The sequence below is a fragment of the Paenibacillus humicus NBRC 102415 genome (assembly GCF_004000905.1).
Classification (GTDB): Bacteria; Bacillota; Bacilli; order Paenibacillales; family Paenibacillaceae; genus Paenibacillus_O; species Paenibacillus_O humicus.
This window is the reverse complement of record NZ_BIMD01000018.1, coordinates 38,220-53,096: the sequence shown is the minus strand read 5'-3', so window position 1 is coordinate 53,096 and position 14,877 is coordinate 38,220. Positions and strand designations below refer to the sequence as shown.

The 14,877-nt window shown below is 58.5% G+C and carries 15 protein-coding genes and 1 pseudogene; 6 read left to right on the top strand and 10 right to left on the bottom strand.

Features of this window, described 5'->3' with window-relative positions:
- Nucleotides 1–88: 88 nt before the first annotated feature.
- Together ilvN and ilvB are read right to left on the bottom strand one after the other, a co-directional pair.
- Nucleotides 89–580 (bottom strand): acetolactate synthase small subunit, encoded by a 492-nt coding sequence (gene ilvN / locus PHU01S_RS12965; RefSeq protein ID WP_049869364.1) that lies wholly within the window; start codon nt 578–580, stop codon nt 89–91.
- Nucleotides 577–2,325 carry a biosynthetic-type acetolactate synthase large subunit gene (gene ilvB, locus PHU01S_RS12960; protein ID WP_048744711.1) on the bottom strand — a complete coding sequence of 583 codons (1,749 nt, stop codon included), beginning with the start codon at nt 2,323–2,325 and terminating at the stop codon, nt 577–579. Before ilvB ends, ilvN begins: the two co-directional genes overlap by 4 nt.
- Before the next feature lie 642 nt (nt 2,326–2,967).
- On the opposite strand from ilvB, the gene PHU01S_RS12955 reads away from it, so the two are divergent.
- Complete coding sequence (locus tag PHU01S_RS12955; protein ID WP_127507909.1) at nt 2,968–3,426, top strand: GNAT family N-acetyltransferase; 459 nt, start codon at nt 2,968–2,970, stop codon at nt 3,424–3,426.
- A 32-nt stretch (nt 3,427–3,458) separates the two neighbouring features.
- Here PHU01S_RS12955 and PHU01S_RS12950 read toward each other — a convergent pair whose 3' ends face one another.
- From PHU01S_RS12950 to PHU01S_RS12930, 5 genes are all read right to left on the bottom strand, one after another.
- Entirely contained in the window at nt 3,459–3,848 is a 390-nt protein-coding gene (locus PHU01S_RS12950) for a hypothetical protein (protein ID WP_176587493.1), read from the bottom strand.
- 230 nt (nt 3,849–4,078) lie between these two features.
- A complete protein-coding gene (gene rplT, locus PHU01S_RS12945) occupies nt 4,079–4,438 on the bottom strand; it encodes a 50S ribosomal protein L20 (protein ID WP_048744710.1) in 360 nt (119 codons plus the stop codon).
- Nucleotides 4,439–4,487: 49 nt separating this feature from the next.
- Nucleotides 4,488–4,688, bottom strand: coding sequence for a 50S ribosomal protein L35 (gene rpmI, locus PHU01S_RS12940; protein WP_021881591.1), 201 nt, complete (start codon nt 4,686–4,688; stop codon nt 4,488–4,490).
- A 28-nt stretch (nt 4,689–4,716) separates the two neighbouring features.
- Nucleotides 4,717–5,280, bottom strand: coding sequence for a translation initiation factor IF-3 (infC, locus tag PHU01S_RS12935; protein ID WP_083436217.1), 564 nt, complete (start codon nt 5,278–5,280; stop codon nt 4,717–4,719).
- Between the two features lie 240 nt (nt 5,281–5,520).
- Nucleotides 5,521–6,762: a glycosyltransferase family 2 protein gene (locus tag PHU01S_RS12930; RefSeq protein WP_049869842.1), complete on the bottom strand. Its 1,242-nt coding sequence runs from the start codon at nt 6,760–6,762 to the stop codon at nt 5,521–5,523.
- Between the two features lie 612 nt (nt 6,763–7,374).
- Between PHU01S_RS12930 and PHU01S_RS12925 the strand changes: the two genes are divergently transcribed.
- The gene (locus PHU01S_RS12925) at nt 7,375–7,941 is read left to right on the top strand and encodes a phosphatase PAP2 family protein (RefSeq protein WP_049869363.1); all 567 of its coding nucleotides are present in this window, start codon (nt 7,375–7,377) and stop codon (nt 7,939–7,941) included.
- 97 nt (nt 7,942–8,038) lie between these two features.
- Here the strand turns inward: PHU01S_RS12925 and trmB are convergent, their stop codons facing one another.
- Nucleotides 8,039–8,830 carry a tRNA (guanosine(46)-N7)-methyltransferase TrmB gene (trmB, locus tag PHU01S_RS12920; RefSeq protein WP_048744707.1) on the bottom strand — a complete coding sequence of 264 codons (792 nt, stop codon included), beginning with the start codon at nt 8,828–8,830 and terminating at the stop codon, nt 8,039–8,041.
- A 154-nt stretch (nt 8,831–8,984) separates the two neighbouring features.
- Entirely contained in the window at nt 8,985–9,179 is a 195-nt protein-coding gene (locus PHU01S_RS12915) for a hypothetical protein (protein ID WP_048744705.1), read from the bottom strand.
- Between the two features lie 315 nt (nt 9,180–9,494).
- On the opposite strand from PHU01S_RS12915, the pseudogene mnmL reads away from it, so the two are divergent.
- The 4 genes and pseudogenes from mnmL to PHU01S_RS12895 form a co-directional block, all read left to right on the top strand.
- Nucleotides 9,495–10,451: pseudogene (gene mnmL, locus PHU01S_RS12910) on the top strand (tRNA modification radical SAM protein MnmL/YtqA); the annotation flags it as partial.
- 176 nt (nt 10,452–10,627) lie between these two features.
- Complete coding sequence (mnmM, locus tag PHU01S_RS12905) at nt 10,628–11,221, top strand: tRNA 5-(aminomethyl)-2-thiouridylate-methyltransferase MnmM (RefSeq protein WP_127507907.1); 594 nt, start codon at nt 10,628–10,630, stop codon at nt 11,219–11,221.
- 17 nt (nt 11,222–11,238) lie between these two features.
- Entirely contained in the window at nt 11,239–11,637 is a 399-nt protein-coding gene (locus PHU01S_RS12900) for a VOC family protein (RefSeq protein WP_048750048.1), read from the top strand.
- 64 nt (nt 11,638–11,701) lie between these two features.
- Complete coding sequence (locus PHU01S_RS12895) at nt 11,702–12,676, top strand: type I phosphomannose isomerase catalytic subunit (protein WP_049869361.1); 975 nt, start codon at nt 11,702–11,704, stop codon at nt 12,674–12,676.
- 211 nt (nt 12,677–12,887) lie between these two features.
- Here the strand turns inward: PHU01S_RS12895 and PHU01S_RS12890 are convergent, their stop codons facing one another.
- A complete protein-coding gene (locus PHU01S_RS12890) occupies nt 12,888–14,678 on the bottom strand; it encodes a B12-binding domain-containing radical SAM protein (protein WP_127507905.1) in 1,791 nt (596 codons plus the stop codon).
- Nucleotides 14,679–14,877 lie beyond the last annotated feature (199 nt).

Sequence of the window (14,877 nt, the reverse complement as noted above, 5' to 3'; positions counted from 1 at the left end):
ATCTCCCTAAACTCCCGCTCAAAGTCGGCTTTATAGGTAGAAGTTATAGCATTATAGGCGCGTTGTCGAACTTATCAAAAAATTCAAACTAGGATCGGACAGCTCCGCGATTCATCGCGGTTACGCCGGTGCGGCTGAGCTCGCGGATGCCGTAAGGGCGCAGCAGCTCGATCATCGCGTCGATCTTGTCGGGTCCTCCGACGGCTTGAACGATGAGAGTGCTCGGTCCGATATCGACGACGGCAGCGCGGAATGTCTCGACCACTCCGAGAATTTCCGGTCTCGCGGACGGCTCGGCGGTGACCTTGATCAAGGCCAGCTCCCGCTCCACCATCGGATTGGCGCTCACATCGACGACCTTGATGACGTCGATCAGCTTATAGAGCTGCTTGGATACCTGCTCGAGGAGCTTGTCGTCTCCGCCGGTGACGATGACCATGCGTGACAGTCCGGCCTCTTCGCTGGCGCCTACCGTGATGCTTTCGATATTGAAGCCGCGGCGTCCGAACAATCCGGATACGCGCTGCAGCACTCCAGGCTGGTTGTTGACGAGTACGGCGATCGTGTATTTGCGGTTCATTGTTCATCCCCCATGAGCATGACGTCAATGGTGTTGCCCTGGGTTACCATCGGGAATACATTCTCATGCTTGCGGACAACGAATTCCACGACTGCAGGACCGGGATGCGCGAGCGCTTCTTTCCACGCCGCCTCGGCTTCTTCCTTGTTGGAAGCCCTGAAGCCTTTGACTCCGTATGCATCGGCCAGCTTGACGAAGTCCGGGCTGCCGGCGAGGTCGATATGGCTGTACCGGTTGTCGTAGAGAATTTCTTGCCACTGGCGGACCATTCCAAGCACCTGATTGTTGATGATGGCGACCTTGACCGGAATGTTGTTGATGGCGCAGATCGCGAGCTCCTGCGCGCACATCTGCATGCCGCCGTCTCCGTTGATGCTGACGACGACACGTTCGGGATTGGCCATCTGGGCGCCGATCGCGGAAGGGAATCCGAAGCCCATCGTGCCGAGACCTCCCGAGGTGACCCAGGAACGAGGCTTGTTGAAACGATAGTACTGGGCTGCCCACATTTGATGCTGGCCGACGTCGGTCGTCACGATTGCGTCGCCGTTCGTCGTATCGTGGATCATGCTGATGACCCATTGCGGCTTGAGCTCGGTGTCGGAATCCTGGTAGCGGAGCGGCTGCTCCGTTTTCCAAGCCTGGATCTGGGCTCTCCATGCATCCGCTTTGGCGGCATAGCCGACTTCTTCGTTGAGCAGGCCAAGCGTGATTTTCACATCGCCGACAATCGGAATGTCGGTCGGCACGTTTTTGCCGATTTCGGCCGGGTCGATATCGATGTGGACGATTTTGGCCTTCGGCGCAAAGCCGTCCAGCTTCATCGTCACCCGGTCATCGAAGCGCGCGCCGATATTGATCAGCAGGTCGCTCTCCTGAATAGCCTTGTTTGAAGCATAGGCTCCGTGCATGCCCGGCATGCCGACCCACAGGTCGTTGCCGCTCGGGAATCCGCCGAGGCCAAGAAGCGTCGTCGTGACCGGGATGCCGGTCTTCGTGACGAATTCCAGCAGCTCTTCATGCCCTCCGGAGTAAACCACTCCTCCGCCTGCCAGGATGAGCGGACGCTCCGCTTCGCCGATCGCCTTCGCCAGCTTGTCGAGCTGAGGCTTGCGAGGCGTCGTATTGGGGTTATAGCCTCTCAGGCTGACTTCGCCGCTCACCGGCTCGAACATGGTCATCGCGGCCGATACATCCTTCGGAATATCGATCAGCACCGGTCCTTTCCGGCCCGTGTTCGCGATGTGGAACGCTTCGTGAATGACACGCGGCAGCTCTTCGGCCGTCCGCACCAGGAAGCTGTGCTTCGTGATCGGCATGGTGATTCCCGTAATGTCCGCTTCCTGGAAAGCGTCCGTGCCGATGAGATTGGTCGCTACGTTGCCCGTGATGACGACGAGCGGCACGCTGTCCATGTAAGCTGTCGCGATTCCGGTGACGAGGTTCGTCGCCCCCGGTCCCGAAGTGGCGATGCACACCCCGACCTTGCCGGATGCCCTCGCATAACCGTCGGCCGCATGGATCGCTCCCTGCTCGTGCCGAGTGAGCACATGGTGGAAATCCGAGAACCCGTGCATGGCGTCGTAGATATACAATACCGCGCCGCCGGGATAACCGAATACACATTCCACGCCTTCGAGCACCAGGCTGCGGAGAAGAATTTCGGAGCCGCTGATCACTTCCGGCTTCCTCATTTTTTCCATGATTTCTTCCTTGGATTTCAGAGCCTCGCCCTGCATAACCATCATGTGTTCCTCCCTTCGTGAATGACGGCGGCGGTGTCGACGGTCCGCCTTCGTCTCCTTTCAAGTCCAATGACGCAAGCGTTGCGTTGCGCCGCCCGCTTACACGGTGAACGCAGCGCGGAAAACAAAAAAGTCTTTCGCCCGCTATGCCGAAGCATAGGGACGAAAGACTGTATCTTCCGTGGTACCACCCAGGTTTGCTGCCGCATTTCGCAATGCGGAGCCTCATGAAGTAGAAAAGGGCGTGCACGCCTGATCATTCTACTTCGGCATTTTAACGCATGCCATGCGATTCTCCCTACTAAGACCAGTGTCTTTTCAGGAAAACAGCTCCGAGGTGAGCTCGTTGGAAAGGGATGCTGGCGGCGGTTGCAGCGGGATCCGTCGCTCTCTGTACAGTAGGGCCCTTAACACTTCGTCCTCATCATAGCCGATTGGGTATAAGCTTGAGACTTATTATAGGTCTGTCATTACCATCCGTCAATACCAAGTGTATGCACAAACGAGAAAAGTTATGTACAAGGCTCCTCAAGCTGCTGTTTCGCAACCTCGGGGGCCGCTGCATAGAATAAGGTTGCGGAAGCCGGGTTTCGATCGCCCGCGCCATCCAGCCTCGTCCAGCCAGAAGGGAAGACGGCTTGCGTGAAAACCTCCATCCACTACCGCCCGATGAACGAGCGCAAAGATCTCGATGGGCTTGTCCGCCTGATCCGCACGGAATTGCTGCCCTTGTCCTACAGCACCGAGACCGATGATCCGACCGTCATCCGTTCCTTGCCCGGACGATTCCGCGATGGGAGGACGATCGTCGCCATCGCAGGCAAAAAAGGCGAGCCTGCGGGATTCGTCCACTACCAGTTCCTACAGGGCATTCTCCATATCGACATGCTGGCTGTCCATCGCGACTGCCGGAATGCCGGAGTCGGCGGCAGTCTGATGAAGCAAGCCGAAGCCGCGGGAGCTGCCGAGGGCTGTGTCCTCGCCCTCCTCTTCGTGGACGACGCCAATGATAAGGCGCGCCGGTTCTACGAACGCATAGGGTACGAACCGGTGCGCCATCATGAGAGCTACAAGGTGACCGAGCTGCTCAAGCCGCTATAGTCCTTGCACCGGCGGGCGAGGCAGCACAGCGCTTAGTAGAATCCTTTGCCGCCGCCGTATGGCGGGCAGCATCCGGGGCCGTACGGACCGGGGCCGCCAGGGCCGGGGCCGTACGGACCGTAAGGGCCGGGACCGCCGGGACCGCCGGGACCGTACGGACCGTACGGACCGGGACCGAATCCGCCTCCGAACCCTCCCCCCGCAAAGAAGGGAATGGTTCCGATCGCGAGCAGGTCGAACAGGACGAGAGGGAGAATGAATGCTCTCGTACCCGCCTTCTGTCCAGACTCTACGGGGCGGATATACAACCGGTCATTCGCGAATTTTTCCAGCTTTCCGCTGGCGACGGTTCCGTCCTTGCGCATGACATATACTTCTTTGCCCACCAGGGCGCGTACTTGTTCCTTGGAAATCGCAGACAACGCTATTCCTCCTTTCCCGTTCCTTTCAGCTTATTCAGGAAAGGAGCCCGACGCCTGTACAGATGTCTATGCCCCGGGCAAATTCGTGGAACGGCCTGCTGCCGGCTATGCGCCGGCTTCGCCTTTCTTCGCCGCAGCGCAGGTCGAAACGAGTGGATACCAGCAGAGGAGGAAACAAAAAAAGAGCCGGCTGCCCGGGGATTCGCATCCCGGACAACCGGCTCTTTATATTAAGCGTTCAGCTTTTGCTTGGCAACGTCAGCCAGGCTGTTGAACGAACCGATGTCGTTCACGGCCAGGTCGGCAAGAACCTTGCGGTTCACTTCGACGCCGGCTTGCTTCAGGCCGAACATGAATTTGCTGTAGGAAAGGCCGTTAAGACGCGCAGCAGCGTTGATGCGCACGATCCACAGCTTGCGGAAGTCGCGTTTTACTTGGCGACGATCGCGGTAAGCGTAAAGCAGGGATTTGCCTACCTGCTCCTTTGCTGTTTTAAATAGACGGTGCTTGGAACCGAAGTAACCTTTTGCGAGCTTCAGAATCCGTTTGCGGCGACGGGCGCGAACGAATCCGCCTTTTACTCTTGCCATGATGATACCCTCCTGTAAGTTCTAATATCAATAAACCGGTAAAAATGGACTATTTCAGTTGAGCGAGGCCTTGAGCCAGACGACGAATGTCGCCCGCCGCCATGTTCGGCTGGGTAGCCAGAACGCGCTTCGCACGGCCGGATTTGTGGGAGAGAAGGTGATTACGGTAAGCTTTGTAGCGTTTAACTTTGCCAGTTCCCGTAATTTTGAAGCGGTCTTTCAGACTGCTATGAGTCTTCATCTTTGGCATGTCGATATCCTCCTTGAATTAATCTAGCTTAGTTGGTGTTCTTAGGTGCCAAAATCATGATCATGCTGCGTCCTTCCAGTTTCGGCACACGTTCGACGTTGACGATGTCGTTGACTTCCTTGAGCAGACGCTCCAGGATGCGCTGACCGACATCGGCATGCGCGATCTCGCGGCCGCGGAAGCGGACCGAGGCTTTGACCTTGTCGCCTTCGCCGAGGAACTTGATGACGTTGCGAAGCTTGGTCTGATAATCGTGCTCGTCGATGTTGGAGCGGAACCACACTTCCTTCAGATCAACCGTCTTCTGGTTTTTGCGGGCTTCCTTGTCCTTCTTCTGCTGCTCGTAACGGAACTTGCCATAGTCCATGATCCGGCATACCGGAGGCTTGGCCTGCGGGGCTACGTTGACGAGGTCCATGTTGGCGTCGATGGCCATCTGCAGGGCTTCGCGGAGCGGCTTGATGCCGAGCTGCTCGCTCTCGGGACCGACCAGGCGTACTTCACGTGCCCGGATATCGTCATTAATTTGATGATCTCTGCTAATAATCGTCCACCTCCGAATGGGATTGGTTCCAATGATGCCTTCAACCATAATAAAAAGCGGATCCGACAGATCGGACCCGCTTGACACTCCGTATGGGCGGATGCGCCTCTCGCAAGGAGAGCCATCCGGCTACAGGTATCGCCGACCAGCCGACAACTATCGGTCAGGTGAGAAGCGGGTGCTTCTGCTTATGCGAAAGATATTGGAAAACAACTTTGACTACTATATCATGCCCTGCAAGGCATGTCAACCACCATTCCAGATTGCATAAAGGCCAGCACCGAACAATCAGGAAGCCTGCTTGCTCTGCACTTCCTCCAGACGGATGACGCGCGTATGCTGCGTATGGCTCCACTGCTTGTTGTTCTGCGTGAAGAACGCATAGAACGTGATCGGCAGCCAGCTCAGCTGGAAGAAGATCATGGAGACGAGATGGGCATACATCTTGCCGGACTTGATGCCTTCCAGAGCCATGACGAGCGGGAACATCAGCGCAGCCGCGAGGAATGCGGCTCCAGCCGCCCAGACAGGCAGGTACGCGTAAATGGAAGTAAAGATGTTGTCGGCCGGAATGATGTTGTCGATCCAGATCAGCGCCGTGCCGACGAAGCCAAGGAACGTCGTGTAGGCAGAGATCGAATAGAGCGCCGCATCGAACTTGACGAAATTGCGTTCCTTGATGCTTGCCCAGAGCAGCGGGAAGAAATAATGGCGGGCAACCGTGAAGTGCCCTTGCATCCAGCGGAGACGCTGGCGGGCCGAAGCCTTGAAGCTGACCGGCTTTTCGTCGTAAACCTTGGCGTCGTAGTTGAGCACCGGATGGACGCCCCGCTGAACGCAGCGCATGGAGAACTCAAGGTCCTCGACGAGGCTGGTGGCGCCCCATCCCATTTCTTTGAGCAGCGCGGTGTCGAACGTCATGCCCGTGCCGCCGAGGAAGTTGGCCATGCCGAGATTTTTACGGGACAGCTGCCAGAGGCGGTTGCAATACCAATACGTGATGCCGTACGAGGCTGTAACCCAGGAGTCATCGGGGTTTTTCGTATCGAGATAGCCCTGGATGACCTGATGGCCTTCGACGAGATCGTTGTTCATATGGGTCAGGAAATCCGTTTTGACGAGGTTGTCGGCATCGAACATGACGACAGCATCATACTGGCGCGGCATTGCCCACAGTTCCTTGAGCATCCACTCGATGGCGTAGCCTTTGCCCTTCAGCTGATTGTTGCGGCGCTCGCAGGCATGGACGCCCATGCTCCGGGCGATGTCCGCCGTGCCGTCCGTGCAGTTGTCGCAGATGACGAACACATCGTAAAGCTCTTTCGGGTAATCCAGGTTTTTCAAGTTCTCGATCAATGCGCCGACGACTTTCTCTTCGTTGTGCGCGGCAACCAGGACGGCAAACGATTTTTGCGGCTTGTGCTGGACGCGGTTCTTTTTCCTGCGGATGCCGAACAGCGCCAGAACGAACTGGTACACCCCGATAAAAGCAAGGAAAATCTGCAAAGCGATCATAACGGAATTAGCGATCATGCGAGTGTTGCCCCCTTGAGACCCCAATTTTAATATTCTCTCTGTACGTTCGGGCTCATTTTCTCTTTGTCGTTTTTTTGTCTGTGTCTGCTTTTTGTAATGTGTCTCTGTCTGTGTCAGCTTTTTGTAAAATGACCATTCTGATTTTCCACGGTTCCCCGCTCTTTGTCAAAAGCAGAAAAACGTTCCTAACGCCCCAAACAAACAAGAAAAACGCTTGCATCAGCCGCTAACGGGTAGGATACCCTTATTTGCGTGCCTTAACCGCCGTTCTCGTGCATTTGCTGGCGTTTTGATGCTTTCGTCCTTAACTACGACTGTCATGCGGGAAAAGTTCCGGACAAGCGACAGCAGGTCTTGTCGAAGCTGTGAACAACGGGGATCCCAAGTCCCACGCGGCCCGGACCTTCCTCCATCATTACCATCCCGACAATAGAATAAAACCTTTTCCGGGACACAAAAGCGTCTTCCATTAATAATTCTTAATCCTCTTCTAACAATCGAAGGATAAAATAAGTCCAGGCAAAGGATAAATAACGCCAGAGGTTGTTCCATTTGCGTCGGTGTAGGTTATCATAGGATAACGCCATTTTCGGGGAGGACGAATGCATGGGCGAAATTATCGGATGGCTCCGGACCAAGGAGCGGCGGCTGCTGTTGTGGCTCAACCGCGGACCTGCCGATGCCAGGCTGCGTGCGGTTACCGGCCGCTGGCTGTCGACCGTCACCCATATGGGCGGAGCCACGTTCACGCTGGCCTCCTCCGCCCTGCTCGTTCTGCTGGGCTCGGGCTCTTGGAGGCTCGCCGGCGTTCAGAGCCTGATCGCCGTCATCGCGAGCCATCTGCCCGTCGCGCTCGTCAAGCGCACGATGAAGAGGCTGCGGCCTTACCAGGCGCTCGAGGGGGTCCGTACCGGCAAGAGCCCTCTGGAGGATTCATCCTTCCCTTCGGGACATACGACAGCCATATTCGCCTGGACGGTCCCTTTGCTGTATGCCGCAGCGTCGGGAGCCGCGTTCCCGCTTGCCCTGTTCGCCGGCCTTGCCATCGCCTGCTCGGTCGGCTGGTCGAGAATGTATCTCGGGCTCCATTATCCGTCGGATGTCGGGGCGGGCGCGCTGCTCGGCACGTTCACCGCTATGCTGGCGGTCGTATTCATAGGCAGCTCCATCTGAGCGCCGGATCAGACGAACAAAGGCTGTCCCTCCGGAACGCATTCCGGAGGGACAGCCTTTTCTCCTGAGTCAGGGCCTGCGGCCCTGACCGATACCGCTATTCGCTGCCGGTTCCGAGCGGAACGCCGGCCTTCTGCCTTGCTTTCTCGGCATCCTCGCGTTCCTTGGCGGCTTCGCGGCTGCGCCTCGCTTGCTTCTCCTCGCGGTAGGCGGCCAGCGCCTTGGCCCCGACGACGGCCTCGCAGCGGTGGATCGGCATTCCCTGCTTGATGAACTTGCCCTCGTACTCCGTCAGAACAAGGTCTTCGCGGACCTCGTCGCGGTGGAGATCCAGGGAGATGTTCCGCAGCTGCAGCTCGGTCTCCGCATAGCTGTTGAGCGAGAATTCGAACAGAAGGCGCGAGTCGGTCTTCTGATGGATTTCCCCATACTCGTTGAGAATGCTTGAGTATTGCTCCAGGAAGCGCGGATGCGTGAGGCGGCGGCGCGCATGCTTCGCTTTCGGCCAGGGATCGCTGAAATTCAGATAGATCCGCTCGATTTCGCCGGGCGCGAACATCTCGCCGATTCCCTCGATGTTCGCCCGGAGCAGGGCCAGGTTCGGCGGATAGCCTTCTTGTCCCGCTTCGGCGCGTGCCTCCAGAGCCTTCTCCGCCGCTCTGCGGATCAGCTCGTCATACATGTCGACGCCGATATAGTTGACCTCGGGATTCAGCACGCTGTGCCGGCTGATGAAGCGTCCCTTGCCCATTCCCAGCTCGATATGGATCGGCTTGTCGTTGCCGAAAAACTCATTCCACTTGCCCTTGAGGCCGGACGCGTCCAGCACGACCAGCTGCGGGAGCGCCTCAAGCTCCTCCCGGATTCCTTTTCTTCCACGTAAACGCATTGATCTATGCCATCCTCCACTGTCTCTTCTATGAACTATCTTATTGTGCCGAATCCGGAGAGCGTTGTAAAGGCGGCTGCTCCAAAAAATAAAAGCGGCTCCCGTGCCGGAAACCCGGCTTGGTGCCGCTCTGCGATCTGCCGGGCAAGCCGGCTTAATTAAGCAATTGGTACGGAATCGGCTGCTCCAGCTCGTACGTCTCGGACAAAACGGAATTCAGCTTCCTGCGCGCGTCGATTCCGAGCCTGCGGTCTCCGTGGAACCGGATCCCCGCCAGCGCCATCAGTTCCTTGACCGTCAGCTCAACCGTGACCTTCTCGTCCCCGTGGGGAATTTTGACTGTGCTCATTTCCATCACCTCATGGATTTTTTTACAGCGTTCCCTAATTGGCCGACGCTTATGAAAACCAGGGCTAAAGTAGGATTGGAGAGCTGAAAAACCCTTGATTTAACTGGCTTCTTTCCTTTTCAATTTAACACATCATGTAAGGTATTGCAAGCCTAAATTAACCGCTTTCAAAATCTTTTCTGCCAGCTTCTTCCTTGCGCCCGGATTACTTCCGGACCATGGCTTTCACGAGAGATTTCATCTAAAATAGAACGTATGCGCAAGGCGGTGTTGTTCAGCCGCCTGATTCCGGCGCACAGCAAGGAAGGAGCAAGCATGGATCCACTGCATTCAACGCCGCTGTCCCCTTCCCCGATGGTATGGGGAGACAAGCGGTTCCATACATGGAACTACGAGATGAGAGACCATTTTGGCGGCAAGATCTTCAAGGTCATGCTCGATGCCGGCTTCACTTGCCCGAACCGCGACGGCACGATCGCCACCGGCGGCTGCACGTTCTGCAGCGCGCGGGGCTCGGGCGACTTCGCGGGCAAGCGGCGCGACGATCTGGAGGTGCAGTTCGCCGCCATCCGGGACCGCCAGCACAAGAAATGGCCGGACGCCCGCTATATCGGCTACTTCCAGGCCTATACGAACACGTACGCGCCTGTCGAGGAGCTGCGGGACTATTACGAGACGATTCTCGCCCAGCCCGGCGTCGTCGGACTGTCGATCGCAACCCGGCCGGACTGCCTGCCGGATGACGTCGTCGATTACCTCGCCGAGCTGAACGACCGCACCTATCTGTGGGTCGAGATGGGGCTGCAGACGATTCACGAATCGACTTCAGACCTTATCAACCGCGCCCACGACACGGCCTGCTACCTCGATGCGGTGGCGAGGCTGCGGGCGCGCGGAATCCGTGTATGCGCCCATATTATCTACGGGCTTCCGCAGGAAACCCATGAAATGATGCTCGCCACCGGACGCGCGGTCGCCGCCATGGACGTGCAGGGAATCAAGATCCATCTTCTTCACCTGATGCGCAAGACGCCGATGGTGAAGCAGTACGAGGCCGGCCTCCTCCGGTTTCTGGAGATGGACGAGTACGTCAATCTTGTCGTCGACACGCTGGAATTCCTCCCCCCGGAGATGATCGTTCACCGGCTGACCGGAGACGCTCCGCGCGACCTGCTGATCGGGCCGACCTGGAGCCTCAAGAAATGGGAGGTGCTGAACGCCTTCGACGACGAGCTGAAGCGCCGGGACACCTGGCAGGGCCGTCTTTGGCAGCCGGAAGCGGCGGTGCCGCTCGTGGCGGCCGCAGCGGCGGGTCCCGCGCTCACGAAGCCGGCCCGCAAGATGAATTCGGCGCGTTATGCGAAGCTGATGCAAGCCGCCGCGGATGCCGCGGAGCCCTGCACGGCGCCGGCTCTCTCCGCGCAGCTTCCCGAAGAGGCGAATAGCTGATGGGCTTCCTGTCCGTCATCGGCGCGGCCCACGGCTGGGTTAGGGAAAGAGTGCAGCCTGGCGACGCCGTCATCGACGCGACGCTCGGCGGCGGAGCGGATGCCCGCTTCCTGGCGGAGCTGGTCGGACCTCGCGGCAAGCTCATCGGATTTGATGTCCAGGGTGATGCCATCCGCCGGACCGAGGAGCGGCTCGCTCCGCTGGGCGACAGCGGCAAGCTGCCGGCGGTCAGCCTGTATCTGCGCAGCCATGCCGAGATGGGCATGGCGGTGCCGGATGGGGACCGCGGCCGGATCGCCGCCGTTCTGTTCAATCTCGGCTACCTGCCCGGCGAGGGCTCCGACCGCAGCATCGTGACGCAGCCCGCTTCCACCCTTGCCGCCATGGAGGCGGCGATGGAACTGCTTCGTCCGGGAGGCGTTCTCGCCTGCGTGCTGTACCCCGGCCATCCCGGCGGCGAGGCGGAAGCCGATGCCGTCCTGGCCTGGGCATCCGCTCTTCCGTCCGGCCGCGCGCAGACCGTCCTGTACCGGATGGCGCAGAAGCGCTCGGCGCCTTATGCGCTCGGCATCGAGAAACGGCAACTAACTTAAGGAGGCAGATGAACAAGATGGCAATCCGCAAATTGGAGCATGTCGGCGTCATGACCGCATCGCTCGAAGCATCGATCGACTTCTACAAGCAGGTGCTTGGCATGGAGCATACGTACACTCTTCCCCACTCCGACGGCAAGATCCGCCTGGCATTCCTGAGATTTCCCGGCTCGGAGGAAACGGAGCTGGAGCTCATCGAGGGGTATGACGACAGCCTTCCGGCTGAAGGCAAAACCCACCACATCGCGTTCACCGTCGATGACGTGGAGGGCGAATTCGCCCGCATCAAGCGCATGGGCATTCCGCTGAGGGACACCGAGCTGACGACGCTTCCGAACGGAGCCCGGTACTTCTTCTTCTACGGTCCCGACGGAGAGCTGCTGGAGCTGTTCCAGCCGGGAACCCGTCCCGAATAACCCGATCCATTCATAGACCCCGAGAAATCATACTTAGCAGATAGAGAACAGGAGCGGATGAACGATGACTGTCAACCCTTATCCATTGCAATTCAAACCTGAAATGAAAGAACGCGTATGGGGCGGACGGGCGCTGGAGCAATTCGGCCTGGAGCTTCCGGAAGGCCATATCGGCGAAGGCTGGATGATTGGCGACCACCCGAACGGCACGACCAAAGTGCTCGGCGGGCCGCTGGACGGGCTCGGCCTGGACGAGATCCGCGAGCGGTACGGACGGGAATGGTTCGGCAGCAAGGGCTTCTCCGAGAAAAACGGCCGTTTCCCGCTGCTGATCAAGCTGCTCGACTGCAATGACGATCTGTCCGTGCAGGTCCACCCTACCGACAGCTACGACCGTCTCCCGGCCGGCGAGCTTGGCAAGACCGAGATGTGGTACATTCTCGACGCCAAGCCGGGCGCCAAAATCATCTACGGCCTCAAGGAAGGCATCGACCGTACCGGACTGCAGCAGGCCATCGACGAGGACCGCGTCATGGACGCTCTGCAGGAAGTGACGGTCAAGGCGGGCGACGCCTTCTACATTCCGGCGGGAACCGTCCACGCCCTGTGCGCGGGCGTCGTCGTGGCGGAAATCCAGCAGAACTCCGATACGACCTATCGCCTCTATGACTACAAGCGCCCCGGCCTTGACGGCCAGCTTCGCGAGCTGCATGTAGAGGATTCTCTCAACGTCATTGCCTATGAGGGAGCCGGAGCGACACGCATGAGCACGGAGGACGCGCAGCCGGGCAGCTGGCTGACGATTGCCGAATCCCCGTACTTCCTGGTGGACAAAGGGGTCGTTCGGGGGTCCTGGGAGCTCGCCACCTCCGCCGACAGCTTCGTCATCCTCGTCATTGCCGAAGGCCAGGGCAGCATTGCCTGGGGCGAAGGACAATCGCAAGCTGTCAAAGCCGGCGAATGCTTCCTGCTTCCGGCCACTCTCGGCAGCTACGAGCTGGACGGCGAGATGACCGTCATCCGCAGCCTCGTTCCCTGACCCGGGGTCAAGCCGCCATACAATCAAAGGAGCTGTACGCGAGCAGGCCATCCTGCTCCGTACAGCTCCTTTTTTTGCTGCCGGAAAAAACCGGCGGGAAGAAAAAAAGACCACCCGGCTCCCGCAACGGCGGCAAGCCGGATGGTTCTCCTATTACTCTCCGCTCAGCGGGATTGCTGTCCTCCAGCCAAGCCGATCAGCCGTCAGACGCTTACCCGGCCGCTACCGCTCCCTGACTCAAGCGCAGGCAATAAGCCGACCCGCCTCGCTTGCCGGACACTCCATACAGGACGACCAGCAGCGTGCCGGAACTGCGGTCGATCTCTCCCGTCGCCAGGAACTGCTCCAGATCGAACGGCAGCTTCTCCAGCACCGCATGCTTCTGGAGCTCCTTCTCTCCGAGGCCGAGATCGGCGAAGGCCGGCGATACATCCTCAGGATGCTCCCCGAGCAGGCGCATCCAGCCGCCCAGCTCCTGCTTGTCCATCGTGAAGTCCCACCATACCTTGCGGGGCTTGTGGTTATGGCCCAGGAAGTAGTCGTACTTCATCAGACCTTCCACGACGTCGCGGTCAAATCCGGCCGGAGCCTCTCCGGAGTTCAGGAAGCCCTTCAGGCGGGAGAACAGATCCTCCAGCTGATGGCCGATCCGCTCCCAGCCTCTGCGCTCCCAGTAGTCGCCGTACTGCTGGAAGAAATCGAAGGCCGAAGGGAATACCCGCTCGATCAGATACAGCAGCGTGCGGTCCATGCGATGGGCGTTCCAGTACTTCTCCAGCACGTCCTCCACCCGCTTGATCCGGATCAGGTCGGAGAACGGCATCAGGTTGTTGCCAAGAATTTCGTAAGGCGCCTGATCCGCGTACACATACCCGTATTTGTCGGCGTCGATCCGCAGTCCGGTGCCTCGCAGCATTTTAAGGAAGCCCAGCTGGAGCTCCTCCGGCCGCAGGTCGAAGACGTCGTTGAACGTCTTGCGGAACGTATCGTAATCTTCATGCGGGAGACCGGCGATGAGATCGAGATGCTGGTCGATCTTGCCCGATTCCTTGACCTTGGTCACCGTGCGCACGAGCTTGTTCCAGTTCTGGCGGCGCTGCACCGCCTCGTTGGTCACGTCGTTGGTCGATTGCACCCCGATCTCGAAGCGGAAGATGCCCGGAGGCGCATGCTCGGCGAGATAATCCAACACCTCGGGACGCATGATATCGGCCGTAATCTCGAACTGGAATACGCAGCCGCCGTGATTCTCGATCAGGAACTTGAACATCTCCAGCGCATAGTCGCGCTTGATGTTGAACGTGCGGTCGACGAACTTGATCGTCTTGGCTCCCGCCTCGATGAGGTAGAGCAGGTCGGCCTTGGTCCTCTCGATATCGAAATACCGGACGCCGACCTCGATGCTGGACAGGCAGAACGAGCAGCTGAACGGGCAGCCGCGGCTCGTCTCGAAGTAGACGACCCGATTCGCAAGCGATTCGCGGTCTTCCGGGAACCGGTGCGGACTCGGCAGCTCGGCCAGATTCAGCTTGGGACGGCCGATGTTGACCCGCACCTCCGGCCCGTTCTCCCGCAGCTTGCGGTAAGCAAGTCCGAAGACAAGATGGTATTTGCCCTCGCCGTCGATTTCCTGCAGGAGATGGTGGAACGTCTCCTCCCCTTCACCGAAAATGATGAAATCGACCTCAGGCAGCTTCTCCATCCATTCGGCCGTATCGTAGCTGACTTCAGGTCCGCCCATCACGATCCGCACGTCCGGAGCGATCTTGCGCAGAATCCGGATGACCTTGATCGTCTCCTCGATGTTCCAGATGTAGACGGAGAAGCCGATGACATCCGGATTTTTGCTGTACAGATCGGATACGATGTTCATCACCGGATCCTTGATCGTATATTCGGCAATCTCGATCGGGAAGTCCTTCTCCGCATAGGCCTTCAGGCAGCGGAGCGCGAGCGAGGTGTGGATGAATTTGGCGTTGAGTGTCGTTAATACTACTTTCATGGAATCCCTCTTTGCAATCGTCATTCTCCCATTCTACCCAACTTCGGAGCGAAAAAGAAGAGAGGGCTCCCTGGAAGCCGTCTCTCCCGCGTCAAAGTCAACGAGCTATAGACGCTGAACATAGGATCCAGCCGAATCAGCCGAGCAGATGGAATGTTCCCCGGAAGCGCCGGCGTTCACCTTCAAGCCGGGATTCCTC

Excerpts from the sequence above, each read along its gene's own strand:
- PHU01S_RS12925 (WP_049869363.1), top strand. The coding sequence starts at position 7,375 with ATGGGCGAAATTATCGGATGGCTCCGGACCAAGGAGCGGCGGCTGCTG.
- ilvN (WP_049869364.1), bottom strand. The coding sequence starts at position 580 with ATGAACCGCAAATACACGATCGCCGTACTCGTCAACAACCAGCCTGGA.
- PHU01S_RS12895 (WP_049869361.1), top strand. The coding sequence starts at position 11,702 with ATGACTGTCAACCCTTATCCATTGCAATTCAAACCTGAAATGAAAGAA.
- PHU01S_RS12890 (WP_127507905.1), bottom strand. The coding sequence starts at position 14,678 with ATGAAAGTAGTATTAACGACACTCAACGCCAAATTCATCCACACCTCG.
- mnmM (WP_127507907.1), top strand. The coding sequence starts at position 10,628 with ATGGGCTTCCTGTCCGTCATCGGCGCGGCCCACGGCTGGGTTAGGGAA.
- rplT (WP_048744710.1), bottom strand. The coding sequence starts at position 4,438 with ATGGCAAGAGTAAAAGGCGGATTCGTTCGCGCCCGTCGCCGCAAACGG.
- infC (WP_083436217.1), bottom strand. The coding sequence starts at position 5,280 with ATGGTTGAAGGCATCATTGGAACCAATCCCATTCGGAGGTGGACGATT.
- ilvB (WP_048744711.1), bottom strand. The coding sequence starts at position 2,325 with ATGGTTATGCAGGGCGAGGCTCTGAAATCCAAGGAAGAAATCATGGAA.
- trmB (WP_048744707.1), bottom strand. The coding sequence starts at position 8,830 with ATGCGTTTACGTGGAAGAAAAGGAATCCGGGAGGAGCTTGAGGCGCTC.
- PHU01S_RS12915 (WP_048744705.1), bottom strand. The coding sequence starts at position 9,179 with ATGAGCACAGTCAAAATTCCCCACGGGGACGAGAAGGTCACGGTTGAG.
- rpmI (WP_021881591.1), bottom strand. The coding sequence starts at position 4,688 with ATGCCAAAGATGAAGACTCATAGCAGTCTGAAAGACCGCTTCAAAATT.
- PHU01S_RS12900 (WP_048750048.1), top strand. The coding sequence starts at position 11,239 with ATGGCAATCCGCAAATTGGAGCATGTCGGCGTCATGACCGCATCGCTC.